Raw genomic sequence first — 21,348 nt, 5'->3', positions numbered from 1 at the left:
GCAGGTTCACCTTCTCGGCACGCACACACGGTGCCACCACAACAGGAGCCCACATGACTTTCTCCCCCGTTCCCGACAAGCCCGCCCTCGAGGGTCTCGAGAGCAAGTGGGACGGAACGTGGTCGGCCGCCGGCACCTACCGGTTCGACCGCGAGAACGCCGAACGCTCACGCGTGTTCTCCATCGACACTCCCCCGCCGACCGCCTCGGGCTCGCTCCACATCGGCCACGTCTTCAGCTACACGCACACCGACGTGATGGCACGTTTCCAGCGCATGCGGGGCAAGGACGTGTTCTACCCGCTCGGCTGGGACGACAACGGCCTGCCCACCGAGCGACGCGTGCAGAACTACTACGGCGTCCGCTGTGACCCGACGCTGCCGTACGACCCCGACTTCGTCCCGCCGTTCAGCGGCGGGGAGGGCAAAAGCGTCAAGGCCGCCGACCAGAAGCCCATCTCTCGGCGCAACTTCATCGAGCTCTGCGAGACGCTCACCATCGAGGATGAGAAGCAGTTCGAGGACCTCTACCGCCGCATCGGCCTGTCCGTCGACTGGAACCACAGCTACCGCACGATCAGCGACGAGTCGCTGCGCACCAGCCAGCTCGCCTTCCTCCGCAACCTGCACAGGGGCGAGGCGTACCAGGCGCTCGCCCCCACCCTCTGGGACGTCACCTTCCGCACCGCCGTCGCCCAGGCCGAGCTCGAGGACAAGGAGCAGCCGGGTGCCTACCACCGGCTGAGCTTCCACCGCCCCGACGGCGGCACCATCGAGATCGAGACGACCCGCCCCGAGCTGCTGCCCGCCTGCGTCGCCCTCGTCGCCCACCCGGATGACGAGCGCTACCGCGAGTACGTCGGTACCACGGTGACCAGCCCGGTCTTCGGCGTCGAGGTGCCCGTCCTCGCCCACCACCTCGCCCAGAAGGACAAGGGGGCGGGAATCGCCATGGTCTGCACCTTCGGCGACCTCACCGACGTCATCTGGTGGCGCGAGCTCGACCTGCCCAACCGCACCATCATCGGCACGGACGGCCGTGTGCTGCCCGAGGCGCCCTCCGCCATCACGAGCGAGCAGGGCATCGCCGCCTACGCGGAGCTCGCAGGCAAGACCGTGTTCAGCGCGAAGAAGCAGGTCGTCGAGCTGCTCACCGCCTCCGGAGACCTCATCGGCGAGCCGAAGCCGATCACGCACCCGGTGAAGTTCTTCGAGAAGGGCGACCGGCCGCTCGAGATCGTCTCCACCCGTCAGTGGTACATCAGCAACGGCGCGAAGGACCCCGCCCTCTCCGAGGCGCTGCTCGAGCGCGGCGCGGAGCTGAACTGGCACCCCGACTTCATGCGGGTCAGGTACGACAACTGGGTCGGCGGCCTGAGCGGCGACTGGCTCATCTCCCGCCAGCGGTTCTTCGGCGTCCCCTTCCCGCTGTGGTATCCGGTCTCGGCCGACGGCGAGACCGACTTCGACTCCCCGATCGTTCCGAGCGAGGACCAGCTCCCCGTCGATCCGAGCAGCGACCCGGCCCCCGGCTACGACGAGTCCCAGCGTGGTGTCCCCGGCGGTTTCGTCGGCGAGCTGGACGTGATGGACACCTGGGCCACCTCCTCACTCACCCCTCAGCTGGCCGGTGGCTGGGAGCGCGACCCCAAGCTCTGGGCACTCACCGCGCCCTTCTCGCTCCGCCCCCAGGGGCAGGACATCATCCGCACCTGGCTGTTCTCGACCGTGCTGCGCTCGCAGCTCGAGGACGGCCGGAGCCCCTGGAGCGACGCCGCGATCTCCGGTTTCATCGTCGACCCCGACCGCAAGAAGATGTCCAAGTCGAAGGGCAACGTGGTCACCCCTGCCGACATCCTCGAGCGCCACGGCTCGGACGCCGTCCGCTACTGGGCGGCGTCGAGCAGGCTGGGCACCGACGCCGCGTTCGACCCGCAGAACCCGACGCAGATGAAGATCGGCCGCCGCCTGGCGATCAAGATCCTCAACGCGTCGAAGTTCATCCTCGGTTTCGAGGCCGCTCCCGACGCCCGCGTGACCGAGGCGCTGGACATCAGCATGCTCGCGACCCTGCGCCGCATCGTCGCCGACGCGACCGACGCGCTCGAGGCCTACGACCACGCGCGCGCCCTGGAGACGACGGAGACGTTCTTCTGGACGTTCTGCGACGACTACCTGGAACTGGTCAAGGAGCGCGCCTACTCCGGCGACACCGCCGCGCAGTCCTCAGCCGTCGCGGCGTTGCGGCACGCGCTCGACGTGCTGCTTCGCCTGTTCGCCCCGGTCGTCCCCTTCGCCACCGAGGAGGTCTGGTCGTGGTGGCACGAGGGCTCGGTGCACACCGCCAGCTGGCCGACGCCGGAGGAGCTCGACGCCGTCGCCTCGGGTGAGCCGGCGACCCTGGTCGCCACCAGTCAGGCACTGACCCGGATCCGGCGGGCGAAGACCGACGCCAAGGTCTCTCAGAAGACCGGCGTGCGCCGTGCCGTCATCACCGCTCCCGCGGCCGAGCTGGCGGCGCTGCGGAGCGTGGAGGCCGACCTCCGCGCCGTCGGCCGCATCGCCGAGATCCACTTCACCGAGGGCGAGGAGCTCGCCGTGAGCGACATCGTCGTCGACAACGAGGAGGCCACAGCATGAGCATCGACACCGTCAGGCCCGTCAGCGAGCGGGACTTCTTCCTCTGGTATCCGCTGTTCTCCCGGCACGCGGGCGGCACGGACGAGGCACCCGTGAGCGATCGCATCGCCGTACAGCTGTGGCAGTGGCTGACCACCGACGCCGAGGCGATCCAGGGCAGGCTCCTCCTCGGCGAGGACGGCGACGTTCGTGCCGTGGCTCACGTCCGCTCGGTCCCCGTCACGACGACGGCGACACGGTCGCTGGTCATCGACGACCTCTTCGCCGCGGACCCGTCGGACACGGCGGCGACGATCGCGCTGTTCGACGCGGTCACCACCGAGGCGCGAGACGGCGGATACACGACGGTCCGCTGGCAGGACGACGTGGCGGAGCTCGGCGACGCGGGCGAGCTGGTCGAGGACCTCTGGCGCGAGCTCCCGCTGTGACCAACCGCGAACACGAGCGGTCGCGTGCCCCGCGGACTCTCGCGGGTCGGCGCGGTCGGGCTGTGCGCTCCGCACGGTCGGCGACCCCGACGGCACGCCGGCGGAGCGGGCACTGATGCAGATCGGCACGCGGTGGAGGGTGGGCGCCCCGATCCCGGTCCGCCTCGACGAGCGCTACCTCGCGGAGGTCGACGCCGCCGAGGACAGGCTCAGACGCCGTGTCGACGACGCCGACAGCTACGTGTGGACGCTGAGCTGGCTCGAGGGTCGCGCCGTGCTCGAGCTGGAGGACGGCACGGTGGTCAGCAGCACCCCGCAGGGTGATGTCGTGACGATCATCGACATCTGATCGCCAGCCCCGGCACGGACAGCCGGGTCAGGGCCGGCGGCGTGCGATCAGTTCACCGTGCGGCACGGCGAACCAGCCGCGCTCATCCGTGGCCCAATCCCGCCAGGCGGCGCTGATGCGGCGCAGACCGTCGAGGTCCGCCAGCCCGCTCTCGATCGCCTGGACGGCGATGTCGGACTCGAGGAGACGCTCCGCCCACCCGTTCCCCCACCACTCGCGGTCCGCATCCGAGGCGAACGACCACACGGAGGCGCCCGAGTACTGCACCTCGAGCCCGGCCTCCATGGCCCAGGCCTTGAGCGACGCACCGGCGTCCGGATCACCGCCGTTGCGTTCGGCGAGACGGTGGTAGAGCGTCATCCACTCCTCGAGCCCGTCGAGGCGCGGGAACCAGCTCGCGGACCCGTAGACCACGTCCCTGACCGCGACGATCCCTCCCGGTGTGAGCACTCGCGCGAACTCGACGAGCGCCCGCACCGGGTCGGCGAGGTGCTGCAGCAGCTGGTGGGCGTGCACGATGTCGACGCTCGCATCCGGCAGTCCCGTCGCGTAGGCGTCACCGACGTGGAAGACCACGTTCGCGGCCTCGCGGTCGATGGCACGTTGCCTGGCCTCGTGCACCACGTCGGGGTCGGCATCGATGCCCACGACCTCTCCGCGGGGACCGACCGCGTCGGCCAGTCCGATGCTGATGGTGCCCGGCCCCGACCCGACGTCGAGGATCCGCTGTCCCTCGCGGAGGAAGGGGACCAGGTAGGCCGCCGAGTTCTGGACCGTCCTCCAGCGGTGCGATCGGAGCACGCTGTCGTGGTGCCCCAGGGTGTACCGCTCCTCGCTCATCGCACGTGCCTACGCGTCGACCGCGGCAGTCGTCGTCGCTGGTGTTCCGGCGCCGCCGACCGGGTCGGACCGTCCAGGAGCGAAAGCGACGAGGACGCTCATGCGGACTTCGACTCGCGTCCCTGCTCGATCGGAACGATGGTGGGCGCGGCGTTCTCGACCACGGACTCGCGGGTCACGACCACGCGTGCGACGTCGTCGCTCGACGGGACCTCGAACATGATCGGACCCAGCACCTCCTCCATGATCGCGCGCAGACCCCTGGCACCGGTCTTGCGCAGCACGGCGAGGTCGGCGATCGCCTGCAAGGCGTCGGGAGTGAACTCGAGCTCGACCCCTTCCAGCTCGAACATGCGCTGGTACTGCTTGACGAGCGCGTTCTTCGGCTCGGTGAGGATGTCCATGAGCGCCTCGGCGTCGAGCGGGGTCACCGTCGTGACGACGGGAAGCCGACCGATGAACTCGGGGATCAGGCCGAACTTGTGCAGATCCTCTGGGAGCACCTCGCTGAAGGCGTCGGCGCTGTCGTCCTGGATGTTCAGCGGGGCGCCGAAGCCGATGCCCTTCTTGCCGGAGCGCGAGGAGATGATGTCCTCAAGCCCCGCGAAGGCCCCGGCGACGATGAAGAGAACGTTCGTCGTGTCCACCTGGATGAACTCCTGGTGCGGGTGCTTCCGCCCGCCCTGCGGCGGCACCGATGCGACGGTGCCCTCGAGGATCTTCAGCAGCGCCTGCTGAACGCCCTCACCGGAGACGTCCCTCGTGATCGACGGGTTCTCCGCCTTGCGGGCCACCTTGTCGATCTCGTCGATGTAGATGATGCCGGTCTCCGCCCGTTTGACGTCGTAGTCGGCCGCCTGAAGGAGCTTGAGCAGGATGTTCTCGACGTCTTCGCCGACGTAGCCGGCCTCGGTCAGAGCCGTCGCGTCCGCGACGGCGAACGGGACGTTCAACTGCTTGGCCAGGGTCTGCGCGAGGTAGGTCTTACCGCACCCGGTCGGACCGATCATGAGGATGTTGCTCTTCGCGATCTCGACGTCGGTCGTGATCGCATCGGCACTGGCCAGGGTCTGAAGGGAACGGACCCGCTTGTAGTGGTTGTAGACGGCGACGGCGAGCGACCGCTTGGCGAGCTCCTGCCCGATGACGTACTCGCTGAGGTAGGAGAAGATCTCCTTCGGCTTGGGCAGGACGAACTCGGTCTCCGTGCCCTCGCTGGCCTCGGCGAGGCGCTCCTCGATGATCTCATTGCAGAGCTCGACGCACTCGTCACAGATGTACACGCCGGGACCGGCGATCAGCTGCTGCACCTGCTTCTGGCTCTTGCCGCAGAACGAACACTTGAGCAGATCCGCGCTCTCCCCGATTCGGGCCATGCTGAACCACTCCCTCTCCGACCATCGGCTCTGACCTCGAGCCTAACCCAGGCCACCGACAACACCGGACACATCCCGTCACGACAGGCCTCGGGGCGGTGGCGAGAAACTCGCCACCGCCCCGGAGCCGCCACAATCAGGACTCGATCGCTGCGGGGACGTTCTTCCTGCTCGTCAGGACCTGGTCGATCAGGCCGTAGTCGAGAGCCTCCTGCGCGGACAGGATCTTGTCGCGATCGATGTCGCGGTTCACCTCGTCGACGTTCCGCTTCGAGTGCCGGGCGAGGGTCTCCTCAAGCCAGCTGCGCATGCGGAGCATCTCGGCGGCCTGGATCTCGATGTCCGAGGCCTGACCACCGCCCTGCTGAACAGCCGGCTGGTGGATGAGGATACGCGCGTTCGGGAGGGCCAGACGCTTGCCCGGAGCACCGGCGGCCATCAGCACGGCCGCCGCGGAGGCCGCCTGCCCGAGCACGATCGTCTGAACCTCGGGACGGATGTACTGCATCGTGTCGTAGATCGCCGTCATCGCGGTGAACGATCCACCGGGAGAGTTGATGTACATCTGGATGTCGCGATCCGGGTCCATGCTCTCCAGGACGAGCAGCTGCGCCATGATGTCGTCGGCCGAGGCGTCGTCCACCTGCACGCCGAGGAAGATGATGCGGTCCTCGAACAGCTTGGCGTAGGGGTCCTGCCGCTTGTAGCCGTAAGCGGTGCGCTCTTCGAAGCTCGGCAGGATGTAGCGCGACGAGGGCGACTGGGCGCGAGCGCCGGACGCGCTGATCAGGGGTGATTCCATTGTTCTGTCCTTCGATCTGTCTCGCGTGGTCACTCGGCCTGGGTTCCGCCACCGCCGGCGACGTCGACGGCCGACTCACGGATGTGGTCGACGAAGCCGTAGTCGAGCGCCTCCTGCGCGGTGAACCAGCGGTCCCGGTCGCCGTCCTGGTTGATCTGCTCGACGCTCTTGCCCGTCTGCGCCGCGGTGATCTCCGCCAGCCGCTGCTTCATCGACAGGATGAGCTGCGCCTGGGTCTGGATGTCACTGGCCGTTCCGCCGAAGCCACCGTGCGGCTGGTGCAGCAGCACACGCGCGTTCGGCGTGATGTAGCGCTTGCCCTTGGTCCCTGCGGTCAGCAGGAGCTGGCCCATCGAGGCCGCCATCCCGATCCCGACCGTGACGATGTCGTTCGGCACGAACTGCATGGTGTCGTAGATCGCCATGCCCGCGGTGATCGAGCCACCGGGAGAGTTGATGTAGAGGTAGATGTCACGCTCAGAGTCCTCCGCTGCGAGCAGCAGAAGCTTGGCCGCGATCTCGTTCGCGTTGTCGTCCCGCACCTCTGAGCCGAGCCAGATGATGCGATCCTTCAGCAGTCGGTCAAAAACACTGGGGGTCAGTGTCGGTTCGGCCATATCGAGCTCCGTTTCACTTGTCGCTTCGTGTTCGAATCTATCGGCTGCAACAGCGCCCCGCGGTCGTGTTCGCCCACGGCGTGCGCAGGCACCCACCGGCCCGTGGGAAACCGGGACGAACGACCCCGCACCGACACGGAACGACGCTGGGCCGCCCCGATGATCGGGACGGCCCAGCGTGAAGGGACGATGCCTACTTCGCGTTGTCCGCGGCGTCGGCCTCTGTTTGCGTGCTCTCCTCGGCGGGGGCCTCGTCCTCGGACGGCACGAAACCGCTGAGGTCGACCGCGGCACCGTTGGTGTCCGTGACCGTGACCTTCCCGAGCACGACCGCGAGCGCCTTGTTGCGCGCGACCTCGCCGACCATGGACGGGATCTGGTTGTTCTCGTCGAGGATCTTGATGAACTCGCCCGGCTCCATGCCGTACTGCGACGCACCCTGGATGAGGTACTGGGTCAGCTCGTCCTGGTTGACCTGGATGTTCTCCGCCTCGACGACGGTGTCCAGCAGGATCTGCTGCGCGAACGCCTTCTCGCTGGCCTCGGTGACCTCGGCGCGGTGCTCGTCGTCCTCGAGACGCTTCTCGCCCTCCAGGTGACGGTGCACCTCGTCCTCGACCAGCTTGGCCGGGACGGGCACCTCGACGGCCTCGAGCAGCGCCTCGACGAGCTTCTCGCGCGCCTGGTTGCCCTGGCCGAACGCGGCACGCTGGGCGACCTGCTCCGAGAGGCTGGCACGCAGCTCGTCGAGAGTGTCGAACTCGCTCGCGATCTGCGCGAAGTCGTCGTTCGCCTCGGCCAGCTCGCGCTCCTTGACAGCGGTGACGGTGACGCTGATCTCAGCGTCCTCGCCCTCGTGCTCCCCGCCCATCAGGGGCGCGGTGAAGGTGGTCGTCTCGCCGGCGGTCAGCGTGTCGACCGCCTCGTCGAGGCCCTTGATCAGCTCTCCCGAGCCGACCTCGTGGGAGATGCCCTCCGCACGGTCAACCTCGGCGCCGTCGATCGATGCGACCAGATCGAGCTGGACGAAGTCGCCCGTGGTGGCGGGACGGTCGACCGAGACAAGGGTGCCGAAGCGGGCGCGAAGACGCTCGAGCTCCTCGTCGACGTCGCTCTCGGCGGTCTCGACGGGGTCCACCTGAACGGTGATCGCGGCGTAGTCGGGGAGGGTGACCTCGGGGCGCACGTCGACCTCGACCTCGACGACGAGGTCGCCGGAGAAGTCCTTGTCACTCGGCCACGTGGTGATGTCGGCCTCGGGCCGGCCCAGCACGCGGATGCTGTTGTCGGAGACGGCCTGGCGGAAGAACCCGTCGAGCCCCTCGTTGACGGCGTGCTCGAGCACAGCACCCTTGCCCACGCGCTGGTCGATGATGGGCGGCGGCACCTTGCCCTTGCGGAAGCCGGGGATGTTGACCTGTTCAGCGATGTGCTCGTACGCGTGCGCGATGGCCGGCTTCAGATCATCCGGGGTGACCGTGATCGCGATCTTGACTCGCGTCGGGCTCAGCTGTTCGACGGTGGACTTCACTCGTTGGATCTCCTGTAAATCGGGGACGTTCCCTCGTTCGTGGGAAGTGTGGTCGGGGCGACAGGATTTGAACCTGCGACTTCCCGCTCCCAAAGCGGGTGCTCTACCAAGCTGAGCTACGCCCCGAATGATCACACAACCGGATGCCGGCTCCACGCACACGAATGCACGGCAGAGCCTCGGCAAGTCTAGTGCACGCCGCGGGCGGCACAGCCCATCGAGCCGATTTTCCTTTGCCCCCGCGCGACGGCTATGATCGGAAGGTCGTCACGACACGGGGATGTAGCTCAATGGTAGAGCCTCAGTCTTCCAAACTGATGGTGCGGGTTCGATTCCCGTCATCCCCTCCACCCCGCCTCGGCCCGCACCGGACATGTATCGTCACACCGTGACCGGCCGCGACGACACTCCCCCCGCCCCATCCGGGACGCCCAGCCTCCGTGTGCGCGTCCGCGCATCCATCGCGGTTGCGGTGCTCCTGCTTGGGCTGATCCTGGCGGCGAGCGGCCGCTACACCGCGGGGATCGTCGTCTGCGCGCTCGGTGCGGCCCTCTTCGCCTCCGCGACCCGCGCCACGGCACGGCGCGTTCGCGGAAACATGCGACGACGATGAACCTCACCACCACCCGAGAAACACCAGGTAAAACCGGCGTTAGCCCAGCCTGCTCTTCCTTGCGGAATGCCCGAAGCTGAGTAGCGTTGACACCACAGAGACACACAAACGACAGGGAGCACTCATGGCAGACACCACCACCACCACCACCACAATCCAGTCCAGCGTCGACCCTGACGTCGCCTCCGGCGTCGCGCAGTTCCTCGCCCCCGTCGTCATCGATCTGACCGCCCTCGTCGTGAACGGAAAGCAGGCGCACTGGCACGTGCGCGGCAGCAGCTTCATCGGCGTGCACGAGCTCCTCGACGACGTCGTGGCTCACGCTCAGGAGTGGGCGGACCTCGCCGCGGAGCGCATCGTCGCCCTCGGGCTCCCCGTCGACGCTCGGCTCTCCACCGTCGCGGCGAAGACCACGACCCCGGAGCTGACGGCAGGATTCAGCCAGATCGGCAACACGATCGCCGAGGTCGTCGCCCAGATCGACGCGATCCTCGTGAGCGTCAACACCGCGGTCGCCGAGCTCGACGAGATCGACCCGAGCAGCCAGGACGTCGCCATCGAGATCGCTCGAGGCCTCGACAAGGACCGCTGGTTCCTGTCGGCGCACGTCAGCGCCTGACGACCCGTCCCGTCTGAGGACGGCCCGTCTCGCCGGTGAGGGCGGGAGACCCATCCGGGTCTCCCGCCCTCACCGCGTTCGGCCCCGCGTCAGCGCTGGCACGACGGGCACCAGTACAGCTTGCGCGCGCCGAGCTCCTCGAGGACGATGTTCGTCCCGCACACCCGGCAGGGAAGCCCCTCGCGCTTGTAGACCCAGTGCCGGTCAGCCAGCGTGGCCATCGCACGACGATTCTCCTCCGGCGAGAGCCCGTCCATCGTCATCATCTGCCCCGTCTCGACGCCGATGCGCAGCAGTCGCGACCAGTCCTGCCAGAGTGCCGCGGCGGTGTCCTCGCTCAGCGCCCGTCCGGGCGTGTGCGGGTTCAGCCTGGCCCGGAACAGCAGCTCCGCGCGATAGACGTTCCCGATCCCGCTGACCACGCTCTGGTCCATCAGGAGCAGTGCGATCGCCGTCCTTCGCCGACGGACGGCCGCGACGAACGCCTCCTGCGCCCGCGGTCCGTCGTCGTGGAGGGGGTCGGGGCCCAGCCGATCGATGACGGCCTGCACGCCCGCGCCGTCTGTCACCACGCAGGCGGTGGGACCGCGCAGGTCCGCGAGCTGCTCATCGGTGAGCAGCCGGGCCCTGACCTGACCGACCGGTACGGGAGGGAAGCTCTCCCCCGCCGCATCGAGGGCCCTGGTCTGCTCGGACATCCGCAGACGGCTCACGCGGGGCGCCCCGATGCTGGACACCGAGTCTTCCCCTCCCACGTCGGTCGGCTCGGGAAGCTGGGTCCCGCGCTGGTTCGTCTGACCCATCCGTCCCTGCGCCGAGGCGATCGTCGGATCGGTGAGGATACGACCGGCGAAGTCCCACGCCCCGTAGAGTCCGAGATGCACGCGCAGCCAGCGGTCGCCGTCGAACTCGGCGAACATCTGCTTGCCGACCGCGAAGACACGGTTGAGCGTCCTCCCGTCCAGCTCCGCGGCGCCCGCCGCGAAGCGCCCCTGCGGCGAGGAGACGGCGATCCGCTTGCCGACGAAGTTCGCGTCGAACTGCCGGGCGATGCGGTGGACGGAGTGCCCCTCAGGCATCGATGCGCTTGCCGGCGATGTGACCGGTCTGCTCGTACTCCCGCAGCTGTGCGATACGACGCGCGTGGCGCTCCTCACCGCTGAACGGTTCCGCGATGAACGCGTCGATGAAGGCGATCGCCTCGTCCTCGCTGTGCTGCCTGGCCCCGATGGAGATCACGTTCGCGTCGTTGTGCTGCCGGGCGAGCACGGCCGTCGAGTGGTTCCAGACGAGCGCGGCGCGCGCCCCGACCACCTTGTTCGCGGCGATCTGCTCGCCGTTCCCCGAGCCGCCGAAGACGACGCCGAGCGCATCGACGCCGTCCTGCTGATCGCGCACGGTCGCCCTGGCCGCGTTGATGCAGAACGAGGGGTAGTCGTCGAGCGCGTCGTACTCCTCCGGGCCGTGGTCGACGACGTCGTGACCGTTGGCGCGAAGGTGGTCCTGAAGGCGACGGGAGAGGTCCAGACCGGCATGGTCGGTCGCAATGTGGATTCGCATGCCCCCATTCTGGCCGACGCCGGGGCCCCGTCGCTCAGTCGAAGATCGGGCCGACCGTCCGTGTGCGCTTCAGCTCGAAGAACCCGGGGTACGACGCGGCCGCCAGCACCCCGTCCCAGAGCCGGACCGCGTCGTCTCCGCGCGGCGTCGGGGACACGACGGGCCCGAAGAACGCGGTCCCCGCGACGGCGACGATCGGCGTGCCCACGTCCTCCCCCACGCGGGAGATTCCCTCGTGGTGCGAGCGGCGCAGCGCCGTCTCGTCATCGTCCTCGGCGGCGGACGCCAGCGCGGCGTCGGCACCGGCCTCCGCGAGCGACTCGGCGATGATCGCGTCCGTGTCGGTGCGGGAGTCCAGGTGGATCCGCCGGCCGAGCGCATCGTAGAGCGGCTTCACGATCTGCTCGCCCTGGAGCTGCTCCGCCGCCGCCACGACACGGGCGAAGCGGATCGCCCTGGCGAACGCCGCCGCGTGCTCGTCGTCGACCTCACGGTTCTCGTTGAGCACCGCGAGGCTCATGATGTGCCAGTGGACGTCCAGATCCCGGTGCGCCGAGACCTCGTCCACCCAGCGGGAAGTCATCCACGCCCAGGGGCACACGGGATCGAACCAGAAGTCAACGCGTTCGGCAGTCATGAGACAACCACACCACATCTCCGGCCCGTCCGCGAGCGATGTCAGGCGGCACCGCCCCTCGGCTCCAGCACACTCCGTCATCATCCGGCCGCGGGGCCGGCCGGGTCTACGCTTGGACACGGACACGATCCCCGAAACGTCAGGAGTACGCACCGTGCCAGGAGAAAACCTCACCCGCGACGAGGCGGTCGCCCGCCGCGCCGTCGTCAGCACCGACAGCTACGACATCGCCCTCGACCTCACCACGGGGCCGGAGACCTTCCACAGCATCACCACCGTGCGATTCCGCGCCACCCCCGGCGCCTCGACCTTCATCGACGCCCTGACCGACCGGGTCCACCGTGTCGAGCTGAACGGCGTCGAGCTCGACGCGGCAGCCGTCGCCGACGGGGTGCGCATCGACCTGACCGGGCTCGCCGAGGACAACACGCTCGTCGTCGATGCCGACTACCGCTACACCAACACCGGCGAGGGCCTGCACCGTTTCGTTGACCCCGTCGACGGTGAGGTGTACCTGTACAGCCAGTTCGAGGTGCCCGACTCCCGCCGGGTGTTCGCCGTCTTCGAGCAGCCGGACCTCAAGGCCGCGTTCCGCTTCACGGTTACGGCGCCGAGCGCCTGGCAGGTCGTGTCCAACTCCCCCACCCCCGAGCCCGTCGCCGTCGACGACGAGCGATCCCGGTGGGAGTTCGCCCCGACGCAGCGGATCTCCAGCTACATCACCGCCCTCATCGCCGGCCCCTACGCCGTGGAGCGCGGCGAGCTGACCAGCTCGGACGGTCGGACCATCCCGCTCGGCGTCTTCGCCAGGCGCAGCCTCGCGGAGCACCTGGACACCGACTACATCCTCGAGAAGACCCGTCAGGGCTTCGCGTACTTCGAGGAGCGCTTCGACTACCCGTACCCCTTCGAGAAGTACGACCAGCTCTTCGTCCCCGAGTACAACGCCGGGGCGATGGAGAACGCCGGAGCCGTCACGTTCACCGAGGCCTACGTCTTCCGCTCCAAGGTCACTGACGCGGTCAAGGAGCGACGCGTCGTCACCATCCTCCACGAGCTCGCGCACATGTGGTTCGGAGACCTGGTCACGATGACCTGGTGGAACGACCTGTGGCTCAACGAGTCCTTCGCCGAGTGGGCCTCGACGATCGCGACCGCCGAGGCGACCGAGTGGACCGAGGCGTGGACGACGTTCCAGGCGATGGAGAAGAGCTGGGCGTACCGCCAGGACCAGCTGCCGAGCACCCACCCGATCGTGGCGAACATCCGCGACCTCGAGGACGTCCAGGTCAACTTCGACGGCATCACCTACGCCAAGGGCGGCTCGGTGCTCAAGCAGCTCGTCGCCTGGGTCGGCGAGGACGCGTTCTTCCGCGGCGTCGCCGCCTACTTCGCCGCGCACGCCTTCGGCAACACTCAGCTGTCCGACCTGCTCGTCGAGCTCGAGAAGGCGAGCGGGCGCGACCTCTCCGGCTGGTCCACGGCCTGGCTGGAGACGGCGGGGGTGAACACGCTCCGGCCCGAGATCTCCGACGCCCCCGACGGCACCATCGCGTCGTTCGCGATTCTGCAGAGCGCACCGGAGGACTACCCCACTCTGCGTCCGCACCGGCTCGCGATCGGGCTCTACGATCTGGTCGAGGGCTCGCTCGTCCGGGTCGACCGGATCGAGACCGACATCTCCGGCGAGAGGACCGAGATCCCCGAGCTGGCCGGCCGTGCGCGTCCCGCTCTCATCCTCATCAACGACGACGACCTCGCGTACGCGAAGATCCGGCTCGATGAGCGATCGCAGAGCACCGCGACGGAGAACCTCTCCCGGATCACCGACCCGCTCGCCAGGGCGCTGGTGTGGGGTGCGGTCTGGGACGCGGTGAGGGACGCCGAGACGCCCGCGAGCGAGTACATCGACCTGGTGCTCGGCAACATCGCGGCGGAGACCGAGTCGACGACGCTGCGCATCCAGCTCGCCCAGCTCCAGACCGCGGCCAGCAGCTACGTCGCCCCCGAGCACCGGCAGGCGCAGCTCGATCGCGTCGGCGACGCGTTGCTCGACCTCGCCCGCGAGGCGGCACCGGGAAGCGACGCGCAGTTCCAGTTCACGACCGCCTTCGCGCAGGTCGCGCACACCGAGGCGCAGCTGGACGCCGTCGCCGCGCTGAGGGAGGGCCGTGAGGTCCTCGACGGTCTCACCGTCGACACCGACCTGGCCTGGGTTCTGCTGACCGCGCTCGCGGCGGGGGGACGCGTCGACGACGCGGTCATCGACGCCGCCCTGGCGGAGGACAACACGGCGACCGGTCAGTCGTCCGCCGCGCAGGCTCGGGCCGCTTTGCCGGGGGCGGAGGCGAAGGCCAGGGCGTGGGCGTCGGTCGTCGACCTCGACACCCTTCCCAACAGCCAGGTCCGTTCGACGGGTCTCGGCTTCCTCCGGGCACACGATCCGGAGGACCTCGCCCCCTACGTCGACCGCTACTTCGCCGAGATCGAGCGGCTCTGGAACGAGCGCAGCTACAAGATCGCCGAGTACATCGTGCTGGGGTTCTACCCGCTTCCGCTCCTCGACGATGCGCTCGTCGAGGCGACCCGGTCGTGGCTGAGCGCCCACCCCGAAGCGACGGCGCTCCGCCGTCTCCTGAGCGAGCACCTCGCCGTGGTCGAGAGGGCGCTCGCGGCCAGGGAGCGCGACGCCAGGGGCTGACGTCTCACCTCGAACGGCGACATCCGGACGGCCCGTGCACAGGAGTGCGCGGGCCGTCTGGCGTTGCCGCCGCGCGCCGCCGGCACACAGCCCGGTCACCGGCGGCGTCAAGCGCTCACCCAGTGGGCCGTCGGTAGACTTGCGGCATGGATGAAAAGGACGTAGCCGACGCCGTCACCGGCTTCTTCGACTCCCCCCTCGGCATCGCCGTCCACGTCGCCATCGCGATCGTCGCCACCGTCGTCCTGATCTGGCTGCTGCACTTCGTGATCCAGCGCGTCGTCGATCAGATCGTCAACGGGGTGAAGAAGACCCAGGGCGCCGAGGACACGCAGGCGCTGAACGCGTCGCCGTTGGCGACGGTCAGGGTGGTGCAGCGCACGCGCACCATCGGCTCCGTGCTGACCAACATCGTCAACGTGGTCGTCGTCGTTGTCGCGGTGGCGTACATCACCGAACTCCTTGCACCGAACCTGCTCGGCTCGCTCTCACTGCTGACCGCGGCGGTCGGCGCCGGCCTCGGTTTCGGAGCCCAGAACATCGTCAAGGACGTCTTCAACGGACTGTTCATGGTCATGGAGGACCAGCTCGGCGTCGGCGACGTCGTCAACGTCAACGTGACCGGCAGCGAGGTCGCCGGTGTCGTGGAGCGCGTCGGTGTCCGCGTCTCCCAGATCAGGGACGTGAACGGGACGCTCTGGTACATCCGCAACGGTGAGGTGATCCGCCTCGGCAACATGTCGCAGGGCTGGACACGCATCATCATCGACACTGCGATTCCGTACTCGGCCGACGTCGACGACGTCCAGGAGAAGATGCTCGCCACCGCCGTGGGGATGAGCAAGGAGCCGAAGTGGCGTAACCGCGTCATCGACAAGCCCGAGCTGTGGGGGATCCAGTCGATCTCGGAGGACAACATCGTCCTCCGCCTGGTGATGCGCACCAGAACCAGCGCCAAGGACGATGCTTCCCGCGAGCTGAGGTCCCGGCTCAAGCACACCCTCGACGAGCTCGGCGTCCAGCCCCCGTCGCTCGCCGCGGTCGCGTTGGCCGGCATTGAGGACGTGCACAGCGTCACCGGTGCGCACCCGCCCCGCACCCGCCCCGTCTCGGTCGTGAACGAGGCGCCCCGGATCGTCAAGCCGCGCAAGGGCAAGCGACAGTGAGCCAGGGCGGCAACCTGATGGGGAACGGCGCGTCCCCCCTCGGCCCGTCGTTTTTCGATCAGGTCGGCGGACACGACTTCTTCGCCGCGCTGGTCGCGGAGTTCTACCGCGGTGTCGCCGAGGACGAGGTGCTCCGTCCGATGTACCCGGAGGAGGACCTCGGCCCGGCGGAGCGCCGGATGCTGATGTTCCTCGAGCAGTACTGGGGCGGCCCGACCGACTACAGCCAGGAACGCGGCCATCCGCGGCTGCGAATGCGACACGCACCGTTCCCCGTGACCCCCGATGCGCGTGAGCGCTGGCTCCGGCACATGCGCCGCGCCCTCGATTCCGTCGACATCTCTCCGTTGCACGAGGCGGAGCTGTGGGACTACCTGGAGCGCGCGGCCACCGCCATGGTGAACCGCTCGGAGTGAGCACCGCGACGCGGCTCCCGCGAGCGGTCCGCGTCGTCAGGCGCCGGGAGCGTGACGGACGAGGACATGCCCGGCCCTGGAGCTGAGGCGCAGCCAACGCCCGGAGCCAAACAGCCGGAGCGTCTCCGCCTCGTCGGGGATGAAGCCGAGGCTGTCAGCCGCGAGTGCCGCCGCAGCCGGAGCGCCCCCTAACCGGTCGTCCGCCGGCGCCCACACCTCGGCGCGCACCCGGTCGACGACGGCTTCTCCCGGTGACTGCGGAAGCGCCGTGGCGACGGCGGCGATGCCGTCCGTCGCCACGCGGGCCACGACCGCTGCAGGCAGTTCATCGAGGAGCCGCCAGTCCCCGCGCGGCACGACAGTGCCGGCCCACGAGACGTGTTGCTCCGCGTCCGGCAGCCGAAGCAGGACGTGGCCGTCCTCGGTCAGCTGGGCCGGGCGCGCGATCCGCTCCGTGACGGCCCTGACGTCCACGACCCGGTCGCTTCGTGCGCCGGAGTGCTCGCGCATCGCCCTCATGCCCAGCACGGTCGGCGACCGGTCCAGGATCCCCTTCGGCACGAGCACCGGAACGGTCACCGTCAGGACCCCCTCGGTCGCGGCGAGTCGCACCGCGTCGGGCGTGAGGCGGAGCGCTCGACCCAGGAACACGGACAGATCCGAGACGGCGTGCGAGTCGGTGAGGAGCAGGGCGTCGGGCACGGTCTCAACGCTAACCGAGACCAAGACCAACACGCCCGCCCTGGCACGCGACGACGGCTGCTCTGCGGGACAATGGGGGCATGACTCCCGACCCCGTTCACGACCTTCTTCGCGTCCTCGATCTCGTCGACACCGGTGCACGCACCAGCGAGGACATCTTCACGGGTCCCTCGCAGTGGTCCCCGCTGGGTCGGGTCTTCGGCGGACAGGTGCTCGCGCAGTCGATCATGGCCGCGACGAGGACGATCGAGGACGAGCGACCCGTCCACTCCATGCACGGGTACTTCTTGCGCCCGGGCGATGTCGACGCCCCGATCACGTTCTCCGTCGACAGGATCCACGACGGACGCTCGTTCAGCACACGGCGAACCCAGGCGTACCAGCACGGTCGGCCGATCCTGTCGCTGATCGCATCGTTCCAGAGCGAGGACGACGGTGTGGACCACCAGCTTCCGATGCCGGCCGATCTGCCGGACCCCGACAGCCTGCCGACGGCGCTGGAGTCTCTCGGTCGTGTGGCCGAGCTGCCTGAGGCCGCCTGGGCCCTCGGCCGCCCCTTCGACATCAGGCACGTCGACGGCGGTATCTACCTGAGCGTGGACCAGCCCACCCCGCACCAGGCGGTGTGGCTACGCTCGACCGGGCCGCTTCCCGACGATCCGGCCCTGCACCGCGCCGCTCTCGCCTATGTGAGCGACTACACGATGCTCGAGCCCGTGATGCGTGCCCATGGCGTCAGCTGGGCGACGCCGGGGATCCGCGTCGCCAGCCTCGACCACGCGATGTGGTGGCACCGTGACGCGCGAGTGGACGACTGGCTGCTGTACGTTCAGGAGTCGACCAACGCCCACGGCGGGCGCGGGCTCACCCACGGGCGGATCTACGATCGTCAGGGCCGACTGGTCGCGAGTGTCGCGCAGGAGGGCATGACCCGGATCCCCGAGCTGCGCCGAGACGCCGACGACTGACACCGGATGCCGTGCGTCGTTCGACGGCACGGCATCCGTCGCTGACCGCGCAGCATCCGTCGCTGACCGCGCAGCATCCGGCGCTGACCGCGCAGCATCCGGCGCTAACTGCGCGGTCACCGGCTCGCGGAACGGCTCAGCGTCGCCGGAACGTGATCGGCTCGCCGAGGTAGGGCTCCCAGGCCGCCCGTTCACGTGCGTCGATCCGCCGCGGCCGCATGGTCAGCGAGTCGACGAGCACGACCGTCGCCATCGCCCTGGCGTAGCTCCGTGGTTCGGCGGCGACCGCACCGGCCTGTCTTCCGATCGCACCGTTCGGGCCATCGGGGACGCGGCGATTCACATCGGCGTCCGTGTGGCCCGCGGACTCGGCGCCCTCGATCGTCCCTGGACCGTCGACGACGTCGTAGCAGAGATCGAAACTGGCACCGCCGAGGGCACCGAACCAGAGCTGGATGTCGAGCGGTGCGCGGCGATACTCGATCGGCGCGAGGTACTCGATCTCCTGCCGTGCGATGAGCGTGAGCGTCGCCCCACCCCGATCGTCGCCGGACGTCCCCGCCCCGATCACTGCGGTGGATGGCGCGTCCTCCCCCGCGGTGGTCGGTGACCAGAGTGCACGGACCCTGGCTTCCTCGAGGATCTTGAGGAGCGAGACGTTGTTGACGTGGTTGAACGCGTCGAGGTCCCCCCAGCGCAAGGCGACGGGAAGGTGCAGACGCACAGCGTCAGTCCCTGGTCAGCTTGCGATAACTCGCACGGCTCGGCTTGGCGGCGTCGGGACCGAGGCGCTCGATCTTGTTCTCCTCGTAGGCCTCGAAGTTACCCTCGAACCAGTGCCAGTTGGCCGGGTTCTCATCGGTGCCCTCGTAGGCGAGGATGTGGGTCGCGATCCGGTCGAGGAACCACCGGTCGTGCGTGATGACCACGGCACAGCCGGGGAACTCCAGGAGCGCGTTCTCCAGGCTGGACAGCGTCTCGACGTCCAGGTCGTTGGTCGGCTCGTCGAGCAGCAGGAGGTTGCCCCCCTGCTTGAGCGTCAGCGCGAGGTTGAGCCGGTTGCGCTCACCACCCGAGAGCACGCCGGCCTTCTTCTGCTGGTCGGGCCCCTTGAACCCGAACGTCGACACGTACGCCCTGGACGGGATCTCGGTGTTGCCCACCTGGATGTAGTCGAGACCGTCGGAGACGACCTCCCACAGGGTCTTGTTCGGGTCGATTCCGGAGCGGCTCTGATCGACGTAGGAGATCTTGACGGTCTCACCGATCTTGATCTCACCACTGTCCACCGGCTCCAGCCCGACGATGGTCTTGAACAGCGTCGACTTGCCGACGCCGTTCGGCCCGATGATGCCGACGATGCCGTTGCGCGGCAGGGTGAAGGAGAGACCGTCGATGAGGACACGATCGCCGAAGCCCTTCGACAGGTCCCTGACCTCGATGACCTGCTGGCCCAGACGGGGACCGGCGGGGATCACGATCTCTTCGAAGTCGAGCTTCTTGGTCCGCTCGGCCTCCGCCGCCATCTCCTCATAGCGCGCCAGCCTCGCCTTGGACTTGGCCTGGCGCCCCTTCGTGTTGCTTCGCACCCAGGCGAGCTCTTCGGTGAGGCGCTTGGCGAGCTTGGCGTCCTTCTTGCCCTGGACCTCCAGACGTTCGGCCTTCTTCTCGAGGTAGGTGGAGTAGTTGCCCTCGTAGGGGTACAGCCGCCCGCGGTCGACCTCACAGATCCAGCCCGCGACGTGGTCGAGGAAGTACCGGTCGTGGGTGACCGCCATGACGGCACCGGGGTACTTGGAGAGGTGCTGTTCGAGCCAGAGCACGCTCTCGGCGTCGAGGTGGTTGGTCGGCTCGTCCAGGAGGAGCAGATCGGGCTTCTGCAGGAGCAGCTTGCACAGGGCGACCCGGCGCTTCTCGCCACCCGAGAGGTTACTGATCACCGCGTCGCCCGGCGGGCAGCGAAGCGCATCCATCGCCTGCTCGAGCTGCGAGTCAAGGTCCCAGGCGTCAGCCGCGTCGATCTCTTCCTGCAGGGTGCCCATCTCGGCCAGGAGCGCGTCGAAGTCGGCGTCCGGTTCTGCCAGGAGCGCCGAGATCTCGTTGAAACGATCAACCTTCGCCTTGATCTCGCCCACGCCCTGCTGGACGTTCTCGAGAACCGTCTTGTCCTCGTCGAGCTCGGGCTCCTGCATGAGGATCCCGACGGTGAAGCCAGGGGTGAGCTTTGCCTCACCGTTACTCGGGGTGTCGAGCCCGGCCATGATCTTCAGGATCGTCGACTTGCCGGCCCCGTTGGGGCCGACGACACCGATCTTCGCACCCGGGAGGAAAGCCATTGTGACGTCATCGAGGATGACCTTGTCGCCCACGGCCTTGCGCGCGCGGACCATTGAATAGATGTATTCAGCCATATCACTCCCAGTCTATGGGGCGCGTGGTGCCGACCAGGCACCGCTCGCCCGCCATCGTCGGTGACACCGTCGAGTGGTACCCGGCGGAGTCGCTGAACTGCCCGATCAGGCACTCGTCGCCCCACCGAACAGCGAACTCGATCGCATCGGCCTCGAGTCCGATGCTCGTCGTGTCGGAGGTGAGCGACATCGCCTCCCTGTCGAAGCCGGCGTCGACGAGCGCATCGACGAAGTGCCGGCCGTCGGCGACCTCCCCGTCGGCGGTGCGTGCGTTCACCTCGTCGAAGAAGGGCCGGTTGTCGGCCGCGTCGCCATCCGGCTGCAGCGCCGCCGGTTCGGCTGCATCGCTGGCCGACGAACTCGGCGTGGGCGAGGGCTCGGACTCTGCGAAGAACGAGCATCCACTCGTCGCCGCGAGCGCTCCGACGATGCCGACGATCGCGAGCAGTCGACCCGCCGAGGCGGGGGATGCAGTGGTCATGCCGACCAGTCTAGAGCGCGATCGCCACCGGAACCGGATCGGTCGTGACCGCTCTCCGGCGACGGCGCAGGCGCCGGGACCGGAACGGGGCCCGAGCCCTCGGGAGCGGTCAGCACTCGGCTGAAAGCGCTTGTCCCCCAGGACAGGTCGTGCCCGATCGCCGCCGCGTCGATCTCGGCGTTCGTCCCGCCGCCGGCGTCGCTCTGCCACTGACGAAAGCGGAGGCGCCCGGCGACCACGATGCGGTCTCCCTTGTTCAGGCTCTGCTCGCAGTTGAGCGCCAGACGGCGGAACGCGGAGACCGAGTACCAGTGCGTCTCACCCGACACCCATCGGGAACGCTCCCTGTCGTACCGGCGCTGCTGAGCCGCGAGCCGGAAGCTCGTGATCGCCAGCCCGTCCTGCGTCACGACGTGCCGGGGGTCCGTCGCGACGATCCCCGTGACCGTAATTCTCTCGTCCATTGCTGCGCCGCCCTTCCGTTCAGTTATC

At 68.6% G+C, this 21,348-nt stretch carries 22 protein-coding genes and 2 tRNA genes; 10 read left to right on the top strand and 14 right to left on the bottom strand.

Going from position 1 to position 21,348, the window contains the following annotated elements:
* The first annotated feature begins 53 nt into the window (after positions 1 to 53).
* The 3 genes from valS (at position 54) to FM119_RS06980 (ending at position 3,416) form a co-directional block, all read left to right on the top strand.
* Positions 54 to 2,639 carry a valine--tRNA ligase gene (valS, locus tag FM119_RS06990; RefSeq protein WP_087136950.1) on the top strand — a complete coding sequence of 862 codons (2,586 nt, stop codon included), beginning with the start codon at positions 54 to 56 and terminating at the stop codon, positions 2,637 to 2,639.
* Entirely contained in the window at positions 2,636 to 3,067 is a 432-nt protein-coding gene (locus FM119_RS06985; RefSeq protein WP_087136949.1) for a hypothetical protein, read from the top strand. Before valS ends, FM119_RS06985 begins: the two co-directional genes overlap by 4 nt.
* A 115-nt stretch (positions 3,068 to 3,182) precedes the next feature.
* Positions 3,183 to 3,416, top strand: coding sequence for a hypothetical protein (locus tag FM119_RS06980; RefSeq protein WP_087136948.1), 234 nt, complete (start codon positions 3,183 to 3,185; stop codon positions 3,414 to 3,416).
* 27 nt (positions 3,417 to 3,443) lie between these two features.
* Here the strand turns inward: FM119_RS06980 and FM119_RS06975 are convergent, their stop codons facing one another.
* The 6 genes from FM119_RS06975 to FM119_RS06950 all read right to left on the bottom strand — a co-directional run bounded on the left by FM119_RS06975 (position 3,444) and on the right by FM119_RS06950 (position 8,708).
* Positions 3,444 to 4,256 carry a class I SAM-dependent methyltransferase gene (locus FM119_RS06975; protein ID WP_087136947.1) on the bottom strand — a complete coding sequence of 271 codons (813 nt, stop codon included), beginning with the start codon at positions 4,254 to 4,256 and terminating at the stop codon, positions 3,444 to 3,446.
* Between the two features lie 98 nt (positions 4,257 to 4,354).
* Complete coding sequence (clpX, locus tag FM119_RS06970) at positions 4,355 to 5,632, bottom strand: ATP-dependent Clp protease ATP-binding subunit ClpX (protein ID WP_087136946.1); 1,278 nt, start codon at positions 5,630 to 5,632, stop codon at positions 4,355 to 4,357.
* A 136-nt stretch (positions 5,633 to 5,768) separates the two neighbouring features.
* Positions 5,769 to 6,434, bottom strand: coding sequence for an ATP-dependent Clp protease proteolytic subunit (locus FM119_RS06965; protein WP_087136945.1), 666 nt, complete (start codon positions 6,432 to 6,434; stop codon positions 5,769 to 5,771).
* A 29-nt stretch (positions 6,435 to 6,463) separates the two neighbouring features.
* Positions 6,464 to 7,051 carry an ATP-dependent Clp protease proteolytic subunit gene (locus FM119_RS06960; RefSeq protein WP_087136944.1) on the bottom strand — a complete coding sequence of 196 codons (588 nt, stop codon included), beginning with the start codon at positions 7,049 to 7,051 and terminating at the stop codon, positions 6,464 to 6,466.
* Positions 7,052 to 7,244: 193 nt separating this feature from the next.
* Positions 7,245 to 8,582, bottom strand: a complete 1,338-nt coding sequence (tig, locus tag FM119_RS06955; RefSeq protein WP_179205247.1) for a trigger factor — start codon at positions 8,580 to 8,582, stop codon at positions 7,245 to 7,247.
* A gap of 49 nt (positions 8,583 to 8,631) precedes the next feature.
* A tRNA-Pro gene (locus FM119_RS06950) sits at positions 8,632 to 8,708 on the bottom strand.
* A 150-nt stretch (positions 8,709 to 8,858) separates the two neighbouring features.
* On the opposite strand from FM119_RS06950, the gene FM119_RS06945 reads away from it, so the two are divergent.
* From FM119_RS06945 to FM119_RS06940, 3 genes are all read left to right on the top strand, one after another.
* Positions 8,859 to 8,932 (top strand) — tRNA-Gly (locus tag FM119_RS06945).
* A 38-nt stretch (positions 8,933 to 8,970) separates the two neighbouring features.
* Positions 8,971 to 9,195: a hypothetical protein gene (locus FM119_RS13580; protein ID WP_143822643.1), complete on the top strand. Its 225-nt coding sequence runs from the start codon at positions 8,971 to 8,973 to the stop codon at positions 9,193 to 9,195.
* Positions 9,196 to 9,319: 124 nt separating this feature from the next.
* Positions 9,320 to 9,814, top strand: coding sequence for a Dps family protein (locus FM119_RS06940; RefSeq protein WP_087136942.1), 495 nt, complete (start codon positions 9,320 to 9,322; stop codon positions 9,812 to 9,814).
* An 89-nt stretch (positions 9,815 to 9,903) separates the two neighbouring features.
* Here FM119_RS06940 and FM119_RS06935 read toward each other — a convergent pair whose 3' ends face one another.
* Genes FM119_RS06935 through FM119_RS06925 form a run of 3 tightly spaced genes read right to left on the bottom strand, consistent with a single transcriptional unit; the run spans position 9,904 to position 12,011 of the window.
* Entirely contained in the window at positions 9,904 to 10,893 is a 990-nt protein-coding gene (locus tag FM119_RS06935) for an Fpg/Nei family DNA glycosylase (protein WP_087136941.1), read from the bottom strand.
* The gene (locus tag FM119_RS06930; protein ID WP_087136940.1) at positions 10,886 to 11,374 is read right to left on the bottom strand and encodes a ribose-5-phosphate isomerase; all 489 of its coding nucleotides are present in this window, start codon (positions 11,372 to 11,374) and stop codon (positions 10,886 to 10,888) included. Before FM119_RS06930 ends, FM119_RS06935 begins: the two co-directional genes overlap by 8 nt.
* Positions 11,375 to 11,408: 34 nt before the next feature.
* Positions 11,409 to 12,011, bottom strand: coding sequence for a mycothiol-dependent nitroreductase Rv2466c family protein (locus tag FM119_RS06925; RefSeq protein WP_087136939.1), 603 nt, complete (start codon positions 12,009 to 12,011; stop codon positions 11,409 to 11,411).
* A 154-nt stretch (positions 12,012 to 12,165) separates the two neighbouring features.
* Here FM119_RS06925 and pepN point away from each other — a divergent pair, with 154 nt between their 5' ends.
* The 3 genes from pepN (at position 12,166) to FM119_RS06910 (ending at position 16,294) form a co-directional block, all read left to right on the top strand.
* Positions 12,166 to 14,712: an aminopeptidase N gene (pepN, locus tag FM119_RS06920; RefSeq protein WP_087136938.1), complete on the top strand. Its 2,547-nt coding sequence runs from the start codon at positions 12,166 to 12,168 to the stop codon at positions 14,710 to 14,712.
* A 146-nt stretch (positions 14,713 to 14,858) separates the two neighbouring features.
* Positions 14,859 to 15,878, top strand: coding sequence for a mechanosensitive ion channel family protein (locus FM119_RS06915; protein ID WP_087136937.1), 1,020 nt, complete (start codon positions 14,859 to 14,861; stop codon positions 15,876 to 15,878).
* 17 nt (positions 15,879 to 15,895) lie between these two features.
* On the top strand, positions 15,896 to 16,294 hold the full coding sequence (locus tag FM119_RS06910) for a globin (protein WP_087137006.1): 399 nt from the start codon (positions 15,896 to 15,898) through the stop codon (positions 16,292 to 16,294).
* A 36-nt stretch (positions 16,295 to 16,330) separates the two neighbouring features.
* Here the strand turns inward: FM119_RS06910 and FM119_RS06905 are convergent, their stop codons facing one another.
* Positions 16,331 to 16,996, bottom strand: coding sequence for a DUF8185 domain-containing protein (locus tag FM119_RS06905; RefSeq protein WP_087136936.1), 666 nt, complete (start codon positions 16,994 to 16,996; stop codon positions 16,331 to 16,333).
* Between the two features lie 80 nt (positions 16,997 to 17,076).
* Here FM119_RS06905 and FM119_RS06900 point away from each other — a divergent pair, with 80 nt between their 5' ends.
* The gene (locus FM119_RS06900; RefSeq protein WP_087136935.1) at positions 17,077 to 17,964 is read left to right on the top strand and encodes an acyl-CoA thioesterase; all 888 of its coding nucleotides are present in this window, start codon (positions 17,077 to 17,079) and stop codon (positions 17,962 to 17,964) included.
* A gap of 136 nt (positions 17,965 to 18,100) precedes the next feature.
* On the opposite strand, the gene FM119_RS06895 is transcribed toward FM119_RS06900, so the two are convergent.
* The 4 genes from FM119_RS06895 to FM119_RS06880 are packed head-to-tail and all read right to left on the bottom strand — an operon-like array spanning position 18,101 to position 21,320.
* On the bottom strand, positions 18,101 to 18,688 hold the full coding sequence (locus FM119_RS06895; RefSeq protein ID WP_087136934.1) for an acyl-CoA thioesterase: 588 nt from the start codon (positions 18,686 to 18,688) through the stop codon (positions 18,101 to 18,103).
* Between the two features lie 4 nt (positions 18,689 to 18,692).
* Positions 18,693 to 20,375, bottom strand: a complete 1,683-nt coding sequence (gene ettA, locus FM119_RS06890; protein WP_087136933.1) for an energy-dependent translational throttle protein EttA — start codon at positions 20,373 to 20,375, stop codon at positions 18,693 to 18,695.
* A gap of 1 nt (position 20,376) precedes the next feature.
* Entirely contained in the window at positions 20,377 to 20,856 is a 480-nt protein-coding gene (locus FM119_RS06885) for a DUF6993 domain-containing protein (protein WP_087136932.1), read from the bottom strand.
* On the bottom strand, positions 20,853 to 21,320 hold the full coding sequence (locus FM119_RS06880) for a single-stranded DNA-binding protein (RefSeq protein ID WP_087136931.1): 468 nt from the start codon (positions 21,318 to 21,320) through the stop codon (positions 20,853 to 20,855). The genes FM119_RS06885 and FM119_RS06880 overlap by 4 nt, the downstream gene beginning before the upstream one ends.
* Between the last annotated feature and the right edge of the window lie 28 nt (positions 21,321 to 21,348).

The organism is Mycetocola reblochoni REB411, assembly GCF_900163835.1.
GTDB lineage: Bacteria > Actinomycetota > Actinomycetes > Actinomycetales > Microbacteriaceae > Mycetocola_B > Mycetocola_B reblochoni.
This window is presented reverse-complemented; position numbering and strand designations above follow the sequence as displayed.

What these genes read in the sequence shown, in the direction of transcription:
- FM119_RS06925 (WP_087136939.1), bottom strand. Translation starts at nt 12,011, where the DNA reads ATGACTGCCGAACGCGTTGACTTCTGGTTCGATCCCGTGTGCCCCTGG.
- FM119_RS06900 (WP_087136935.1), top strand. Translation starts at nt 17,077, where the DNA reads ATGACTCCCGACCCCGTTCACGACCTTCTTCGCGTCCTCGATCTCGTC.
- clpX (WP_087136946.1), bottom strand. Translation starts at nt 5,632, where the DNA reads ATGGCCCGAATCGGGGAGAGCGCGGATCTGCTCAAGTGTTCGTTCTGC.
- FM119_RS06880 (WP_087136931.1), bottom strand. Translation starts at nt 21,320, where the DNA reads ATGGACGAGAGAATTACGGTCACGGGGATCGTCGCGACGGACCCCCGG.
- FM119_RS06940 (WP_087136942.1), top strand. Translation starts at nt 9,320, where the DNA reads ATGGCAGACACCACCACCACCACCACCACAATCCAGTCCAGCGTCGAC.
- FM119_RS06965 (WP_087136945.1), bottom strand. Translation starts at nt 6,434, where the DNA reads ATGGAATCACCCCTGATCAGCGCGTCCGGCGCTCGCGCCCAGTCGCCC.
- valS (WP_087136950.1), top strand. Translation starts at nt 54, where the DNA reads ATGACTTTCTCCCCCGTTCCCGACAAGCCCGCCCTCGAGGGTCTCGAG.
- FM119_RS06960 (WP_087136944.1), bottom strand. Translation starts at nt 7,051, where the DNA reads ATGGCCGAACCGACACTGACCCCCAGTGTTTTTGACCGACTGCTGAAG.
- FM119_RS06980 (WP_087136948.1), top strand. Translation starts at nt 3,183, where the DNA reads ATGCAGATCGGCACGCGGTGGAGGGTGGGCGCCCCGATCCCGGTCCGC.
- FM119_RS06915 (WP_087136937.1), top strand. Translation starts at nt 14,859, where the DNA reads ATGGATGAAAAGGACGTAGCCGACGCCGTCACCGGCTTCTTCGACTCC.
- FM119_RS06930 (WP_087136940.1), bottom strand. Translation starts at nt 11,374, where the DNA reads ATGCGAATCCACATTGCGACCGACCATGCCGGTCTGGACCTCTCCCGT.
- FM119_RS06885 (WP_087136932.1), bottom strand. Translation starts at nt 20,856, where the DNA reads ATGACCACTGCATCCCCCGCCTCGGCGGGTCGACTGCTCGCGATCGTC.
- FM119_RS06935 (WP_087136941.1), bottom strand. Translation starts at nt 10,893, where the DNA reads ATGCCTGAGGGGCACTCCGTCCACCGCATCGCCCGGCAGTTCGACGCG.
- FM119_RS06975 (WP_087136947.1), bottom strand. Translation starts at nt 4,256, where the DNA reads ATGAGCGAGGAGCGGTACACCCTGGGGCACCACGACAGCGTGCTCCGA.
- FM119_RS06910 (WP_087137006.1), top strand. Translation starts at nt 15,896, where the DNA reads ATGGGGAACGGCGCGTCCCCCCTCGGCCCGTCGTTTTTCGATCAGGTC.
- ettA (WP_087136933.1), bottom strand. Translation starts at nt 20,375, where the DNA reads ATGGCTGAATACATCTATTCAATGGTCCGCGCGCGCAAGGCCGTGGGC.
- FM119_RS06985 (WP_087136949.1), top strand. Translation starts at nt 2,636, where the DNA reads ATGAGCATCGACACCGTCAGGCCCGTCAGCGAGCGGGACTTCTTCCTC.